We start from the raw sequence: 15,368 nt of genomic DNA on the forward strand, positions 1-15,368 counted from the left end.
CACGCCCTACCCGACGTTTGCGAAGTTTGCGAGATGGCCTCCACTGGGCCGTCACCACCGTGCTGCTGGCCGCCATCGGCACCGCCTTCATCGCGACCTGGCCGAACCTGGGCGCGGTGCGCTCGCATGTGGACACGTCGCTGCTGCACGACGCCGCCGCGCGCCGCGCGCTGACCAAGGAGCTGGTCACGACGCCGTTCACCGAAGCCCTGGCGCGCTGGCAGCGGCAGGCCAGCTGGTTGCTGCTGCGCGACCTGGGCCCCGAGGTGAAACGCGGCGAAGAGAACTGGTTGTTCCTGGACGAGGAGCTGCAGCTTCATCGCGACCGCGCGGCCCACGCAACCGCGCGCGCAGAGGCCGTGTCGGCCATCGCCCGCGCGCTCGCCGACCGGCACATCGCGCTGCTCGTGGTCGTGGTGCCGGACAAGAGCCGCATCGAAGCCGCCCACCTCGGCACGCTGCGCCGCCCGCCGCAACTCGACGCCCGCGTGCGCGACTGGACCGCGAAACTGGGCGCCGCGAACGTCGCCACGCTCGACCTGTCTCCTGCGCTCGCGGGCGCGTCGCCCTCGCCGTTCCTGCACACCGACACGCACTGGAACGAGCGCGGCAGCTGGCTCGCGGCGCACGCCGTCGCGCAACGGTTGCAGGAGATGCATGCGCTTCAGGGCGAGCCGGTGCCCTCGGTCGTCGTGTCGAAGCAAGTGCGCGAAGTGCATGGCGACCTGTTGCACCTGGCCGGCATCGACGGCCTGCCCGCTTCACTGCAACCCGCGCCCGATACCGACGCGCAATCGGTCGTGGAAACGCGCAACGACAGCACCGACCTGTTCGGCACCACCGCCGTGCCGTCGACCGTGCTCATCGGCACGTCGTTTTCGCGGCGCAGCAATTTCGTGTCGTTTCTGCAACTGGCGAGCCGCGCGCTGGTCGCCGATTTCGCGATGGACGGTGGCGATTTCTCGGGCGCCGCGCGCCGCTACTTCGGGGGCGAAGATTTCGTGAAGACGCCGCCGCGCACCATCGTCTGGGAAGTGCCCGAGCGCGCCATCGAGGCGCCCATCGGCGAAACGGAAGCGCAGTGGCTGCGCCAGCCGCTGCCGCCGCGTTGATTCGTTGCGGCCTTCGCCGCTATCGCATGTAGCCCAGGTCCCGCACGTCGGAGCGCACCGCCGCTCGGTCACCGCCGTGCAGCGGCAAGCTCACGAGCAGCTCCAGCCGGCGGCGCAGCGAAAACAGCAGCTGTATCGCGTCGTGCGCCACCTTCTCGGGGTTGTCGACGGCGGCCACGTCGGGGTAGTCCCACAGCGCCGCGTCGGGCTGGCCGGGCCACGAGGGCTGGCGCGACTCGGTGGCCGCATCGAGCGTGATGACGAACTCGGCCACCATGCCGTTGGAGCGCGCCAGCTCGTCCCAGCCGCGGGGCGCGTGCGCGGGAACCGGAATGCTCGCGCTGTGCAATGCGCCGACAGCGGCGGGATGAAGCTCGCGCGCTACATGGCCGGGCTGGCCGCAGGACATGGCCGAGAAGCGCTTCGGGTCGAGGTGCGCGAGGCACGCTTCGGCAAGGATGCTGCGCAATGAATTTCGCCGGGAGACGAAGATCACGCCTATTCGTTTTTGCATGGAGCTTTGACTATAGCCAAGCCCGGCGAATTCGTCATGACAGGCAAGGCCCGCGTGCACAGCGCCGGCCGAACGGTGCAGACTTGGGGGCATGGACAAGCATTTCCTGACCCCGCTTTTTGCCCCCTCTTCCGTCGTGGCCTTCGTCGGCCACGCCGACGATCCGGGCGGCCAGTCGGCCGCGGGCCGCACGCTGCGCGAGGCCTTCCGCGCCGACCGTTTCGACGGCACCCTTCGCTTCCTGGACGTGCGCACCAAGGGCACGCTCGAAGAACTTTCACAGACCCATGCCGACCTCGCGCTGATCGCGCTGGCCCCGCGCGACGTGGCCGCCGCGCTCGAAATCGCGGGCCGCATCGGCTGCACCGCGGCGGTCGTCATCTCCAGCGGCATCGGCACCGACCAGGCCGCGCAGTGGCGCAAGATCGCAAGGCGCGAAGGCGTGCACCTGCTGGGGCCGAACTCGCTGGGTTTCCAGCGCCCTTCGCTGCACCTGAACGCCAGCGTGGCCGGCCCGCTGGCGCGCTCGGGGCCGTTGGCGCTGGTGTCGCAGTCGGGCTCGCTCACGGCCTCGATGCTCGACTGGGCGCGCCAGAACGGCGTGGGCTTCTCGAGCGTGGTGTCGCTGGGGCCGCACACCTCGGTCGACATGGCGCAGGTGCTCGACTTCCTGGCGAACGACCGCGACACGCACAGCATCATCGTGTACCTCGAAGGCATCGACGACGCGCGCCGCTTCATGAGCGCGCTGCGCTCGGCCTCGCATGCCAAGCCCGTTGTGGTGCTCAAGGCCGGGCGCAAGCCCGCGGGCAACGAGGCCGCGCAAACGCACAGCGCGGCCATCGTGGGCAGCGACGACGTGTTCGACTCGGCCCTGCGCCGCGCCGGCGCGGTGCGCGTGCGCTCCTTCGTCGAGCTGTTTTCCGCGGCCAAGTGCCTGGCCTCGCGCTACCGCCCGGTGGGCAAGCGGCTGGCGGTGGTCACCAACGGCGGCGGCCCCGGCGTGCTGGCCGCCGACTGGATCAACGAGATCGGGCTCGACCTGGGCAAGCTCTCCGCGCCCGCGCAGAAACTGCTGCTGCCCACCCTGCCCCCGCTGGCCTCGCTCACCGACCTGATGGACCTGTCGGAAGACGCGCTGCCCGCGCACTACCGCGCGGCCATCGACGCGGCCTCGGCCGACAGCCAGGTCGACGGTGTGCTCGCCATCTTCTCGCCCAAGCCCGGCGCCGACGCGGCCGCCACCGCCAAGGCGCTGGCCGACATTCCGCGGCCCATGAACAAGCCGCTGCTGGCCTGCTGGATGGGCGATTCGTCCGTAGGAAAGGCGCGCACGGTGCTGGCCGACGCGACCATCCCGAGCTTTCGCACGCCCGAGGCCGCCGTGGGCGCCTTCGGCAACATCGCGGCCTTCTACCAGAACCAGCAGCTGCTGCAGCAGACGCCGCCGCCGCTGTCGGCGCTGGCCAAGCCCGACATCGAAGGCGCGCGCCTGCTCATCGAAAGCGTGCTGGCCGAGCGCCGCCGCGTGCTGACCGAGATGGAGTCGAAGACGCTGCTGTCGTCGTTCCACATTCCCATCACGCGCACGCTGCTCGCGCGCAGCGCCAACGAGGCCATGATGATCGCCACGCAGCTGGGATTCCCGGTGGCGCTGAAGATCGACTCGCCCGACATCTCGCACAAGTCCGACGTGGAGGGCGTGGCGCTCAACGTGCTCAACGGCACCGGCGCGCGCGACACCTACATCGAGATGATGGAGCGCGTGGCGCGGCTGGCGCCCGACGCGCGCATCAACGGCGTGACCGTGCAGAAGATGGTGCGCGCGCGGCGCGGCCGCGAAATCTACGTGGGCATGGTGACCGACGAGCCCTTCGGCCCGGTCATCGTGTTCGGCGCGGGCGGCACCATGATCGAGCTGCTGAACGACCGCGCCATGGAGCTGCCGCCGCTCAACCAGTTCCTGGCGCGCCGGCTCATCGAACGCTCGCGCGTGGCCGAGACCCTGGGCGAATGGCGCGGCGCCAACGCGGTGGACATGGAGGCGCTCGAAGAGGTGCTCCTGCGTGTGTCGGAAATGGTGTGCGAGCTGCCCGAGCTGCGCGAGATGGACATCAACCCCATCATCGTGGACGAGAACGGCGCCATCTCGGTCGATGCGCGCATCGTGGTGGCGAGCAGCACGCAGGCGGTGGCGGGGAACAGCGGCTACGGAAGCGGATCGGCCAGCTCAAGCAACGGCTACCAGCACCTGGCCATCATGCCGTACCCCGCGCGCTACCGGCGCGAGTGGCCGCTGCCGGGCGCGGGCGGCGGCACGTACATCGTGCGGCCGGTGCATCCGAACGACGCGCAGATGCTGCAGGCGCTGGTGCAGGGCCTGTCGCCGGAGAGCCGGTGGTTTCGCTTTGTGTCGCGCTTCCACGAGCTGCCGCCGTCGATGCTGTCGCGCTTCACCCTCATCGACTACGACCGCGAGATGGCACTGGTGGCCGTGGTGCTGGAGCGCAGCGTGTCGCCCGACGGCACCGTGCTGGAAAGCGAACGCATCGTGGGCGTGTCGCGCTACATCACCAACCCCGACCAGACCAGCTGCGAGTTCTCGCTGGTGGTGGCCGACGAGTTCAGCGGCAAGGGCATCGGCTCGCGCCTGATGGAAAGCATCATCGACGTGGCGCGCGACAAGGGCCTGGCCGAGATGGACGGCCTGGTGCTGGCCACCAACCCCGACATGCTGAAGCTGGTGCGGCGGCTGGGGTTCACAGTGAAGTCGTTTCCGGAAGACCCGGACTTCAAGCTGGTGGTCTACATGCTGTGACACCCCGGCGCGCGAAAGGCATCGCGGCCGCGACGTAAGCTCTCGGGTCGCCAGCTTCCTGACCTTTTTCATGATCCGAACGCTCTTGCGTGTCATTGGCCGCCTTGCGGTGTCGCTCGCCGTGCTGCTGAGCGCCCTCTGGGCCTGCCTCGCACTCTGGTACCAGCTGCCCGGCCCGGCCGCCGTGAAGATCGGCGCCGGTGTGCTGTGGGCCTTGTTCGCCCTGGCCGCCATCGCCCTGATGTGGCGCGGCCGCGCCGCCCGCGCCCTGCTTTCGTACATGGTCGGCTTCGCGCTGCTGCTCGGCTGGTGGGGCACCATCCTGCCGTCGCAGAACCGCACCTGGGCCGACGACATGGCGCGGCAGGTCACGTCACGTGTCGAAGGCAGCGTCGTCACCCTGGACAACGTGCGCAACTTCGACTGGCGCAGCGACACCGACTACACGTCGCGCTGGGAAACGCGCCGCTACGACCTCGACCGGCTGCGCACGGTCGACGTGGCACTGTCTTACTGGAGCGGTCCGGCCATTGCGCACACGCTGGTGTCCTTCGGCTTCGACGACGGCCGCTTCCTGACCTTTTCCATCGAGATCCGCAAGGAGCGCGGCGAGAGCTTCTCGTCCATCGGCGGGTTCTTCAAGCAGTTCGAAACCAGCCTGGTGGCGGCCGACGAGCACGACATTCTTCGGGTGCGCACCAACGTGCGCGGCGAAGACCTGTACCTGTACCGCGTGCAGTTGCCGCAGGCGCAGATGCGCTCGCTGTTCCTGGCCTACCTGGACGAAGGCGCGTCGCTGGTGCGCGCGCCCAGCTTCTACAACACGCTCACGGCGAACTGCACGACCATCGTCTACGCACTGGCCAGGCACATCGTGCCCGGCCTGCCGATGGACTGGCGACTGCTGGCCTCGGGCTACCTGCCCGACTACCTCTACGACGTGGGCGGCCTCACGCCGGGCTACAGCCTGGAAGCGCTGCGCGCGGCCGGCCGCATCACCGACCGTGCGATTGCCACCGACAAGGCGCCCGCCGTCGATTTCTCGCAGGCCATCCGCCAGGGCATGCCTGGGGCCGCAAGCGTGAAGCCAGCAAAGGCGCTGCCATGACGTGCGTGCGCGGACGCGCGCTGCCCGGCTTGCTGCCCGGCTTGATGCTTGCAGCCGCGCTGCTCACCGGCTGCGCGGGCGTGAAGGTCGGCTCCATCTCCCCGGCCGACTACCTCGCACAGCGTCGCGGCGACGTGCTCACCACCGGCAAGCTCAGCACCTCCGCGCAGGAGGTGCTGCGCGTGATCGGCTCCGACGCCGATCTGTGCGGCAAGAGCGGCCCCGCCTGCCGCGCCGCGCTGGCCGACTCGCCGGGCCTGACCGACGAGCAGCGCCTGTCGGCCCTGTCGGAGGTGTGGCTGCAGGTGGCGCTGGCAGCGGACAAGGGCGGCACCACCGCCGAGCCTTCGTCGCCCGACACCGCCATCGAGGCCTGGCTGGAAACCGCCCGCCACGCCTACGCCTACCTCTTCTTCACCGCCCGCAAGCCGCGCGACCGCGCCTTCGAAGACCGCCAGACGCAGGTGCGCGACTACTACAACTACGCGGTGCAGCAGGCCATCACCGGGCTGTACCGGACGTACCAGCGCGCGGGTGCAGGCTCGGCGCCTCAGGCCCCGACCGAAGGCGCGCCACCGCAAGTTCCTCAGGTTCCCCAGGTCGGCAACTGGCGCATCGGCACCGACGTGACCGCGTTGCGCCTGCCGGCCGATTCGGCCCTGCCCGACGAGCTGATTCCCGCCGCATCGCTCACCTTCTCGGGCCTGCGCAACACCTACCGGCGCGACGGCTTCGGAGCCGAGCTGGTGGCCGCGGCCAGCAAGCGCACATACGACGAATCGCAGCAGCCCTCGGTGCCCTACCGCGAAACACCCTTCCCCGCCGTGACCGCGCTGCTGCTGTTCGACGGCAACAGCCTCGGCGAAATCTTGCGCACGCGGTCGCTGCGCATCGCGGCCTACGACCCGTACCGCACCGCCACCGTGCAGCTCGCCGGGCAAGAGGTGCCGCTGGCCGCCAACTTCACCTCCGGCTACGGCCTGTGGCTCGCGCGCTCGGACTTCGCGCTGCAGGCGCTGCGCAGCCTGTTCGGCAGCGCCGAAGGGCTGACCGAGCCGCGCATCTACCTGATGCAGCCCTACGACCCCGAGCGCCGCACCATCGTCATGCTGCACGGCCTGGCCAGCAGCCCCGAGGCCTGGATCAACGTGGCCAACGAGGTGCTGGGCGACGAAACGCTGCGCCGGCGCTACCAGGTCTGGCAGGTGTACTACCCCACCAACGCGCCGCTGCCGCTGAACAACCAGGCCATTCGACAGGCGCTGGAGCAAACGCTGGCGCACTTCGACCCTTCGGGCAAGGCGGTTGCGTCCAACAACCTCACGCTGATCGGCCACAGCATGGGCGGCGTACTGTCGCGGCTGATGGTGTCGTCGTCGGAAGACACGCTGTGGGACGCCCTGCTCAGCAGCTACCCCATGCAGGGCGCGCAGCAACAGCGCATGGAGGCCAAGCTGGCGCCCTACCTGCGCTTCGAGCCGCTGCCGCAGGTGAGCGACGCCATCTTCATTGCCGCGCCGCACCGCGGCACGCCGTTCGCCAACAACCGCGTCTCGCGCTGGGTGGCCAACCTGGTGACGCTGCCGGTGACCATGCTGGGCCAGCTCAACGACATTTCGCGCGAGCTGATCCGCATCGCGCCGGCCCGGCAGGACCTGGGCGCCTTCCGCATTCCCAACAGCATCGACAACCTGAGCGACCGCGACCCGTTCGTGCGGCTGTCGTCGGGGTTGCCGATGAACCCGCGCGTGCGCTTTCATTCGATCATCGGCAACGACACGCCGGGCCTGGCGCAGGCGCTGTCGAGCGACGGCATCGTGCCCTACGAGAGCGCGCACCTCGACGGCGCGGCGTCGGAGCTGGTGATCGCGTCGCCCCACAGCGTGCAGGAGAACCCGCTGGCGATCCTGGAGATACGGCGCATCCTGCGCGAGCAGTTGGCGCCAGTGCCTGCACTGACACCTGCACCTGCACCTGCACCTGCACCTGCACCTGCACCTGCACCTGCACCTGCACCTGCGCGCGCCGCGCCCTGATCAAAACGGCCATCGCGCCCTGACCGCGCCGCGTTCGCAGGCGCGGTCCCCACCACCGTGTTGAACATCGCCTGGGCCGCATGGGCCAGGCTCCGCCGTTGCCCGCGCATGCCACCGGGTTTGCCCCAGTCTCGAAAACTTTACCAGTCTTAAAAAAGATACTAATATCGAAACTTGAACTGAACCCAGGGTTGCGCGACCTCTTCGTCTTCGCGGACCTTCCCAGCCATTGATCCCCGTGCGGCACACACCCCGCGCTCAGCCAGGAGTCGACAACGTGGAAGCAAGAGTGAATTCATCGGCCACGGCCGCGGACGCCGCCCCCGGCCACGACAAGGTGACCGGCTACGGCTGGAAAGCCCTCGCGGGCTCGGCCGTCGGCTACGCCATGGACGGCTTCGACCTGCTGATCCTCGGCTTCATGCTCACCGCCATTTCGGCCGACCTGCACCTCACGCCGGGCCAGGCCGGCTCGCTCGTCACCTGGACGCTGGTGGGCGCCGTGGCCGGTGGCATCGTGTTCGGCTCGCTGTCCGACCACTACGGCCGCATCCGCGTGCTGACCTGGACCATCGTGATGTTCGCGGTGTTCACCGGCCTGTGCGCCTTTGCGCAGGGCTACTGGGACCTGCTGGCTTACCGCACGCTCGCGGGCATCGGCTTGGGCGGCGAGTTCGGCATCGGCATGGCGCTGGCGGCCGAGGCCTGGCCCGCAAGGCACCGGGCGCGCGTGTCGTCGTATGTGGCGCTGGGCTGGCAGACGGGCGTGCTCGGCGCCGCGCTGCTCACGCCGCTGCTGCTGCCGCACATCGGCTGGCGCGGCATGTTCCTGATCGGCGTCATTCCGGCGGTGGTGGCCTGGGTCATCCGCAACAAGCTGCACGAACCCGAGGTCTTCGTGCGCCGCCCGGCGGCGAAGGGCCCGAAGACCAAGGCTTTTCGCCTGCTCGTGAAAGACGGCCGTACGGCGCGCACCAGCCTGGGCATCGTCACGCTGTGCGCGGTCCAGAACTTCGGCTACTACGGCATCATGATCTGGATGCCCAGCTTCCTCTCGAACAAGCTGGGCTTCAACCTCACCAAGTCGGCCCTGTGGACCTCGGTGACCATCCTCGGGATGATGGCCGGCATCTTCGTCTTCGGCCAGCTTGCGGACCGCATCGGCCGCAAGCCCAGCTTCCTGCTGTTCCAGGCCGGTGCCGTGGCCATGGTGCTCACCTATTCGCAGCTGTCCGATCCGGTATCGATGCTGTGGGCCGGCGCGCTCATGGGCATGTTCGTCAACGGCATGCTCGGCGGCTACGGCGCGCTCATGTCGGAGGCCTACCCCACCGAGGCACGCGCCACCGCGCAGAACGTGCTGTTCAACATCGGCCGTGGCGTGGGCGGCTTCGGGCCGGTGGTGGTCGGCGCGCTGGCCACGGCGTACTCGTTCCAGGTGGCCATTGCCCTGCTGGCAGCCATCTACGTGCTCGACATGCTCGCCACGCTGTTCCTGATTCCCGAACTCAAGGGCAAGGAGCTCGAATGACCACCACAGCCGCCCTCCCCACGGCGCACGCCGCCTGCTTCCAGCGCAATGCGCAAGGCGTGGCCTCGCACCGTTGCGAGGTGGTCGAGCACCGCTGGGTGAACGACCGCTACCGCTACCTGCGCCTGTCGGCCAGCGCCGACCTGGCCGGCACCACCCGGCCCGGCCAGTTCTACCAGCTCAAGTGCCCGCCGTCGCAAGACCTGCACCCCTTCCTGCTGCGCCCCATGAGCGTGTACGGCACGGGGCCGGAGGCCGGCACCATCGAGTTTCTCTACAACGTCACGGGCGTGGGCACGCGTGCGCTCGCAAGCCTGCAAGCCGGCAGCCACATGGACATCGTCGGCCCGCTGGGCAACACCTTCGCGCTCGACCCCGGTGCCCGGCGCATCCTGATGGTGGCGCGCGGCGTGGGCCTGGCCACCATGGCGCCGCTGGTGCAGCACGCCGCGCGCCTGGGTGTGCATGTCAGCGCCGTGATGTCCGCGCGAGCGCCGAAGGACCTGATGCGCGACGAGTTCCTGCGCGGCGTGGACGCCGACGTGCACTGCGTGTACGACAGCGACGGCTCCTCGTCGGTCGAGGCCATGGAGGCACTGGTGCGCCGCCTGCTCGAAGAGGCCCGCCACGACGCGGTCTACACCTGCGGCTCGCACCGCATCCTGATGCTGCTGCAGCGCGTGCTGCAAGACCATCCGCACACCCGCGGCGAGGTCGCCATGGAACAGCGCATGGCCTGCGGCATGGGCGTGTGCCTGTCGTGCGTGCGGCTGTTCGACCGCGAGGGCGACAAGCAATTTCTTCGCGTGTGCCGCGAAGGCCCGGTGTTTCCCATTCGCGACGTTGTGGGGGAGGTGGAGTTTGGCTGACCTGAATGTCCGTATCGGCGAGCTCGAGCTGCGCAACCCGGTGATGCCGGCCTCGGGCTGCTTCGCCATCGAGTACAGCGAAGCACTGGACCTCGCCCGCCTGGGCGCGCTGGTGGTCAAGAGCGTGTCGCCCGTGAGCCGTGCGGGCAACCCCACGCCGCGGGTGAGCGAGGCGCATGCCGGCATGCTGAACTCGATCGGCATCCCCAGCAAGGGCCTGGCGCACTACCGGCGCGAGGTGCTGCCCGCCTACACCGGCTTCGGGACGCCCGTGGTGGTCTCCGTCTCGGCCGACACGGTCGATGAGTTCGCCGACGCCGTGGCCGAGATGTCGCTGCCCGAGGTGGCCGTGATCGAGGCCAACATCTCCTGCCCCAACCTGGAAGCCGACGGCATGGCCTTCGCCATGACGCCGGAGACCACCTACAGGGTGGTGAGCGCCATTCGCCGCAAGACCCGCCACCCGTTCTGGGCCAAGCTCACACCCAATGCCTCGCACATTGCCGCCGTGGCCAAGGCCGCGGAAGAAGCCGGTGCGGACGCATTGGTGATGGGCAATACCGTGCTGGGCATGGCCATCGACGTGCGCACGCGCCAGCCCAAGCTGGGCAACGTGATGGGAGGCCTCTCGGGCCCGGCCATCAAGCCGATCGCCCTGCGCATGGTGCACCAGTGCTACCGCAGCGTGCGCATTCCCATCATTGGCTGCGGCGGCATATGCACCGCCGACGACGCGGTGGAGTTCATGCTGGCCGGCGCGAGCGCGGTGCAGGTGGGCACTGCGTCGTTCCTCGACCCCGGCGTGATGCAAAAGATCATCGACGGGCTGCAGGCCTACTGCGGCGAGATGGACGTGGCGCACGTGCGCGACCTCACCGGCCAGGTGAAGCTCGACCGGCAGCTGTCGGACCGCTGGCTGCGCTTTGCACAGCAGTCGGGCTAGGAACACGACCATGGACCTGCTGGAACTGCGCCCGCTCGCCGAGAAGCTGTTCGACGACGTGCGCGCCCTGTCCTTCGACGGCGTGGGCGTCACGCGCGAAAGCTACGGGCGCGGCGAATCGGCAACGGCCGAATACCTGTGCGAATTCGCGCGCGCCGAGGGCCTGGAGGCCGAACCCGACCGGGCCGCCAATGTCGTATTTCGATTGCCCGGCACCGCGCGAGAAACGTCCGTGGCCTGGACCGGCTCGCACATCGATTCCGTGCCGCAGGGCGGCAACTTCGACGGGCTGGCGGGCGTGGTGGCAGGGCTGCTGTGCCTGGTGGCGCGCCAGCGCAAAGCCGATGCAGGGCACGCACGCGATGCAGCAGGGCTGCCCCTGGAAGTGCTGGCCTTCCGCGGCGAGGAAAGCGCCTGGTTCGGCAAGGCCTACATGGGCTCGGGCGCGCTGCTGGGGAAGATCGGCGAGGCCGACCTCGCGCTCACGCAGCGCAGCACCGGCGAGACCCTGGCCGAGTGCATGCGCAAGGCCGGCGCGGATGTCGACGCCATCCGCGCGCAGCAACCGCTCTTCGACAGTTCGCGCGTGAAGGCCTACCTGGAACTGCACATCGAGCAGGGGCCGGTGATGGTTGCGCGCAAGTTGCCGCTGGCGGTGGTGTCGGGCATTCGCGGCAACGTGCGCCACAACCGCATCGTGTGCAACGGCGACGCGCAGCACTCGGGCGTGGTGCCGCGCTGGCTGCGCCACGACGCGATGTTCGCGGTGGCCGACCTGGTCATGCGCATCGACGAGCACTGGCGCGTGCTGCTGGAGCGCGGCACCGACCTGGTGGTGACCACAGGCATCGTGCAGACCGACGCCGCCGAACATTCGATTTCGCGCATTCCCGGCCGCGTGAGCTTCAGCCTCGAGGCCCGCAGCAAGAGCACCGACACGCTGGAGGCTTTCTACCAACTGATGCGCGCGGAGTGCACGGCCATCGAGCGCGAGCGCGGCGTGCGCTTTGCATTCGACCGCCGCCTTGAAAGCGCGCCGGCCACGATGAACGAGGGCATCTGCGGCGTGCTCTCCCAGGCTTGCGGCACGCTCGACGTGCCGTTCGACGTCATGCCGAGCGGTGCGGGTCATGACGCATCGCTCTTCGCCAACGCGGGCATTCCCAGCGGCATGCTGTTCGTGCGCAACCAGAACGGTTCGCACAACCCGCACGAGGCGATGGACATGGCCGACTTCATGCTTGGCGCGCAGGCGCTGAGCGATGCCTTCGGCCAACTGGACTGACATGCGCCCGCAGACCCTCACGATCCGACGCCCAGACGACTGGCACCTGCACCTGCGCGACGGCGACATGCTGCGCACCGTGCTCGGCCACAGCACTGCCTCGTTCGCGCGCGCCGTCGTCATGCCCAACCTCCGGCAGCCGGTGACCACCACGGCGCAGGCGAGCGCCTATCGCGAGCGCATCGTCGCTGCCCTGCCAGCCGGCGCGCGCTTCACGCCGCTCATGACGGCGTACCTCTGCGACGGCACACCTGCCGCCGAACTGAAGCAAGGCTTCGAGCAAGGCGTGTTCACCGCCGCCAAGCTGTATCCGGCCGGCGCCACCACCCATTCGGAATTCGGTGTCACGTCCATCGCCAGCGTGGCCCCGGCGCTGGAAGCCATGCAGGCCCTGGGCATGCCGCTGCTGGTGCATGGAGAAAGCACCGATCCGGCCGTCGACATCTTTGACCGCGAGGTCGTGTTCATCGACACCACGCTGCGCCCGCTGCTCGCGGACTTTCCCGCGCTGAAGGTGGTGATGGAGCACATCACCACCGAGCAGGCGGTCGGTTTCGTGCAGGCCGACCACAGCGGACGGCTGGGCGCCACGATCACGCCGCAGCACCTTCTGTTCAACCGCAACGCCCTTTTCACCGGGGGCATCCGGCCGCACTTCCATTGTTTGCCGGTGCTGAAGCGGGAGCGTCATCGGCTGGCGCTGCGCCGCGCCGCGACCTCGGGCGATGCGCGCTTCTTCCTGGGCACCGACTCCGCGCCGCATGTGCGCGCGCTGAAAGAGGCGGCCTGCGGCTGCGCCGGCATCTTCAATGCGCCGACCGCGCTGCAGGGCTACGTCACGGTGTTCGAGGAAGAAGGCGCCCTTGGGCACTTCGAGGCCTTCGCGAGCGAGAACGGCGCGCGCTTCTACGGCCTGCCGCTCAACGAAGGCACGCTCACCCTGTACCGGCAACCGGCGCGGGTGCCCGAAGACATCGCCCTGCCCCACGGCGCGGCCCTGCACCCGTTCCTGGGCGGCAGCACGCTGGCGTGGTCGCTGGGGCAGCCCCATGGACAGGAGTCTCTATAGTGTCTTTTTCGATCTCCGAGCAGGAAAAAGAGATGACAGCAGCACCTCCGGCATTCAGGTCCTCTATCGACTATGCGGCGCTCGGCGACCGCCTGCGGGCCTACCGCATCGGCGCCTCGCTGCTGGCGGAGGACGTGGCCGAGCAGCTCGGCATTTCGCGCGCCGTGGTCTACCGCATGGAAAAGGGCGAGATCGTCAAGATCGAAACGCTGGAACGCCTGGCCACCCTGCTGGACACCTCCCTCGCCTCGCTGCTGGGCGTGGAGGTGGAGTACTACGCCACCGCGCTCGGGCTGTTCGAGCGCATGCGCCAGCTCGAAGAGAACTCCGACCGCATCCTGGCGCACTTCGAGCCCATCTCGCTGCTGCTGACCTCCGACGACTACCTGCCGCATCTGCGCGAGATGTTGCTGGAGGCCTCGCCGCGCTCGCCCGGCAAGGGCCCCAAGGTCTCGGACATCGACAAGATGCTGGAGATCATGGCGGAGCGCAAGGCCTTCTTCGAGAAGCGCAAGCCGCAGATCGTGAGCCTCATCGGCCTGCGCGAGCTGGAGCGTTTCGTGCACACCGGGCTGGTCGGGCGCGTCGACCTGCCGGCCAGGATCCGCGCCGAGCGCGTGCTGGCCGCGCGCCGCGAAGTGACCCGCATCGCCGACCTGATGGAGAGCGAGCCGTTCCATGTGCAGATCGGCCTGATCGACGACGCCATGCCGGCCTCGACCTTCCAGCTCTTCACGAGCGCCAGGCACGCGGTGCTGGCGGTCAGCCCGTTCCGCCTCGGCGAGCTGCCCAACGTGCGCAACGGCATCGCCACCGTCACGGCCTCGCCCGAGGCGGTGCGCATGCATGAAGAGATGATCGAGCGGCTCTGGAAGAGCGCCTACAAGGGCCGCACCGGCGCGCAGCACCTGCGCAAGCTGCTGGAGCGGATTCAATGACACACGCACACCCCACCGCGGGCACTTCCGCCAGCGCCGGCGCCGGCGCCGACGCCATGGCCGTGGCGGCCGGCCTGATCGATGCCGGCTGCGTTTCGGTTCGCACCGACGAGCCCTACCGCCTGCCCTCCGGCTGGGCCAGCCCGGTGTACATGGACTGCCGGCGGCTCATTTCCTTTCCGGCGTTGCGGCGCGACCTGGTGGCGCGCGGCATCGCACTGCTCGCGTCGCACGGCTGCACCGAGGGCCTTGCGGGCGTGGCGGGTGGCGAAGCCAGCGGCATCGCGCTGGCCGCGTGGATGGCCGAGGCGCTCGACCTTCCGCTGCAGTACGTGCGAAAGCGCGCAGCAGGCGCCAGCCAGGTCGAGGGCGTGGTGCCGGCCGGCGCCCGCGTGCTGCTGGTCGACGACCTGATGGCCGCGGGCCACTCCAAGCTGCGCTTCTGCCGTGCGCTGGCCGACGCCGGCGCGCAGGTTGCCGACCTGTTCGTGGTGTTCGACTACGCCACCTTCCCCACAGCGCAGCTGCTGGCCCCGCTGGGCGTGCGCGTGCATGCGCTCGCCACCTGGCGCGACGTGCTCGCCGTGGCGCAGCAGCGTGGCGACTTCACCCCTGCCGCCCGCGCCGAGTGGGCCGACTTCCTGGCCGCCCCCGCGGCCTGGTCGCAGGCCCACGGCGGACTCGGGCCCACCGCCCATTCATAGAGGAGATCGAGAAAAATGGAATTCATCGACATCGCCCGGCGCTTCGACAGCGCCACCTCGGGCACGGACGCCTTCAAGTCGTTCTACAAGGACGCCTTCGCACTCATGAAGGCCGACCCCGACAACGCCAGCCTGTACTTCGTGGTCGGCATTGCCGCGCAGTCGTATGTGCGCACCTACGAAGACCAGGGCATCAGCGGCGAATTCGCCGACAGCGCCAAGGTCACGCTCGTGGGCTTCAACGCGAAGCTGGTCGAGGCCCTGGCCGCCGCGCCGCAGGAGCGGCTGCGCCTGCTGGGCGAGGTGGCCATCGACTACGAGTGGAACGTGCACAGCTTCTGAACCGGCCCCGCGGAAAAAATGCTGCGCTAACATCCAGCCCGCGGTCGCAAGCCGCGCCCGGGCCCGCGGGAAGGGTTGAACCCACTTGCCTTCACGTGA

The 15,368-nt window shown here is 69.2% G+C and carries 13 protein-coding genes; 12 read left to right on the forward strand and 1 reads right to left on the reverse strand.

The features are described 5' to 3' along the window. Positions 1-26: 26 nt before the first annotated feature. Entirely contained in the window at positions 27-1,112 is a 1,086-nt protein-coding gene (locus AB6807_RS05875; protein ID WP_371083850.1) for a cell division protein FtsQ, read from the forward strand. 19 nt (positions 1,113-1,131) lie between these two features. Here the strand turns inward: AB6807_RS05875 and AB6807_RS05880 are convergent, their stop codons facing one another. Next, on the reverse strand, positions 1,132-1,626 hold the full coding sequence (locus AB6807_RS05880; protein ID WP_371083851.1) for a protein tyrosine phosphatase: 495 nt from the start codon (positions 1,624-1,626) through the stop codon (positions 1,132-1,134). A 91-nt stretch (positions 1,627-1,717) separates the two neighbouring features. Between AB6807_RS05880 and AB6807_RS05885 the strand changes: the two genes are divergently transcribed. From AB6807_RS05885 to AB6807_RS05935, 11 genes are all read left to right on the forward strand, one after another. After that, the gene (locus AB6807_RS05885) at positions 1,718-4,444 is read left to right on the forward strand and encodes a GNAT family N-acetyltransferase (RefSeq protein WP_371083852.1); all 2,727 of its coding nucleotides are present in this window, start codon (positions 1,718-1,720) and stop codon (positions 4,442-4,444) included. Positions 4,445-4,514: 70 nt separating this feature from the next. After that, positions 4,515-5,552 carry a DUF4105 domain-containing protein gene (locus tag AB6807_RS05890; protein WP_371083853.1) on the forward strand — a complete coding sequence of 346 codons (1,038 nt, stop codon included), beginning with the start codon at positions 4,515-4,517 and terminating at the stop codon, positions 5,550-5,552. Next, positions 5,549-7,588: an esterase/lipase family protein gene (locus AB6807_RS05895; RefSeq protein WP_371083854.1), complete on the forward strand. Its 2,040-nt coding sequence runs from the start codon at positions 5,549-5,551 to the stop codon at positions 7,586-7,588. The genes AB6807_RS05890 and AB6807_RS05895 overlap by 4 nt, the downstream gene beginning before the upstream one ends. Before the next feature lie 277 nt (positions 7,589-7,865). Further along, on the forward strand, positions 7,866-9,119 hold the full coding sequence (locus AB6807_RS05900) for an MFS transporter (protein WP_371083855.1): 1,254 nt from the start codon (positions 7,866-7,868) through the stop codon (positions 9,117-9,119). Next, positions 9,116-9,988, forward strand: coding sequence for a dihydroorotate dehydrogenase electron transfer subunit (locus AB6807_RS05905; RefSeq protein ID WP_371083856.1), 873 nt, complete (start codon positions 9,116-9,118; stop codon positions 9,986-9,988). Before AB6807_RS05900 ends, AB6807_RS05905 begins: the two co-directional genes overlap by 4 nt. Then, entirely contained in the window at positions 9,981-10,931 is a 951-nt protein-coding gene (locus AB6807_RS05910; RefSeq protein WP_371083857.1) for a dihydroorotate dehydrogenase, read from the forward strand. The genes AB6807_RS05905 and AB6807_RS05910 overlap by 8 nt, the downstream gene beginning before the upstream one ends. 10 nt (positions 10,932-10,941) lie before the next feature. Beyond that, positions 10,942-12,216 (forward strand): hydantoinase/carbamoylase family amidase, encoded by a 1,275-nt coding sequence (locus tag AB6807_RS05915; protein ID WP_371083858.1) that lies wholly within the window; start codon positions 10,942-10,944, stop codon positions 12,214-12,216. Position 12,217: 1 nt separating this feature from the next. Beyond that, positions 12,218-13,285 (forward strand): dihydroorotase, encoded by a 1,068-nt coding sequence (gene pyrC / locus AB6807_RS05920; protein WP_371083859.1) that lies wholly within the window; start codon positions 12,218-12,220, stop codon positions 13,283-13,285. A gap of 32 nt (positions 13,286-13,317) precedes the next feature. Beyond that, positions 13,318-14,223 carry a helix-turn-helix domain-containing protein gene (locus AB6807_RS05925; protein ID WP_371083860.1) on the forward strand — a complete coding sequence of 302 codons (906 nt, stop codon included), beginning with the start codon at positions 13,318-13,320 and terminating at the stop codon, positions 14,221-14,223. Beyond that, complete coding sequence (locus tag AB6807_RS05930) at positions 14,220-14,927, forward strand: orotate phosphoribosyltransferase (RefSeq protein WP_371083861.1); 708 nt, start codon at positions 14,220-14,222, stop codon at positions 14,925-14,927. The genes AB6807_RS05925 and AB6807_RS05930 overlap by 4 nt, the downstream gene beginning before the upstream one ends. A 15-nt stretch (positions 14,928-14,942) precedes the next feature. Continuing rightward, on the forward strand, positions 14,943-15,269 hold the full coding sequence (locus AB6807_RS05935; RefSeq protein WP_116907678.1) for a hypothetical protein: 327 nt from the start codon (positions 14,943-14,945) through the stop codon (positions 15,267-15,269). Positions 15,270-15,368: the final 99 nt, after the last annotated feature.

The sequence above is a fragment of the Variovorax sp. RCC_210 genome (assembly GCF_041355175.1).
Lineage (GTDB): Bacteria > Pseudomonadota > Gammaproteobacteria > Burkholderiales > Burkholderiaceae_C > Variovorax.

Excerpts from the sequence above, each read along its gene's own strand:
- AB6807_RS05880 (WP_371083851.1), bottom strand. The coding sequence starts at position 1,626 with ATGCAAAAACGAATAGGCGTGATCTTCGTCTCCCGGCGAAATTCATTG.
- AB6807_RS05885 (WP_371083852.1), top strand. The coding sequence starts at position 1,718 with ATGGACAAGCATTTCCTGACCCCGCTTTTTGCCCCCTCTTCCGTCGTG.
- AB6807_RS05890 (WP_371083853.1), top strand. The coding sequence starts at position 4,515 with ATGATCCGAACGCTCTTGCGTGTCATTGGCCGCCTTGCGGTGTCGCTC.
- AB6807_RS05895 (WP_371083854.1), top strand. The coding sequence starts at position 5,549 with ATGACGTGCGTGCGCGGACGCGCGCTGCCCGGCTTGCTGCCCGGCTTG.
- AB6807_RS05905 (WP_371083856.1), top strand. The coding sequence starts at position 9,116 with ATGACCACCACAGCCGCCCTCCCCACGGCGCACGCCGCCTGCTTCCAG.
- AB6807_RS05915 (WP_371083858.1), top strand. The coding sequence starts at position 10,942 with ATGGACCTGCTGGAACTGCGCCCGCTCGCCGAGAAGCTGTTCGACGAC.
- pyrC (WP_371083859.1), top strand. The coding sequence starts at position 12,218 with ATGCGCCCGCAGACCCTCACGATCCGACGCCCAGACGACTGGCACCTG.
- AB6807_RS05925 (WP_371083860.1), top strand. The coding sequence starts at position 13,318 with ATGACAGCAGCACCTCCGGCATTCAGGTCCTCTATCGACTATGCGGCG.
- AB6807_RS05930 (WP_371083861.1), top strand. The coding sequence starts at position 14,220 with ATGACACACGCACACCCCACCGCGGGCACTTCCGCCAGCGCCGGCGCC.
- AB6807_RS05935 (WP_116907678.1), top strand. The coding sequence starts at position 14,943 with ATGGAATTCATCGACATCGCCCGGCGCTTCGACAGCGCCACCTCGGGC.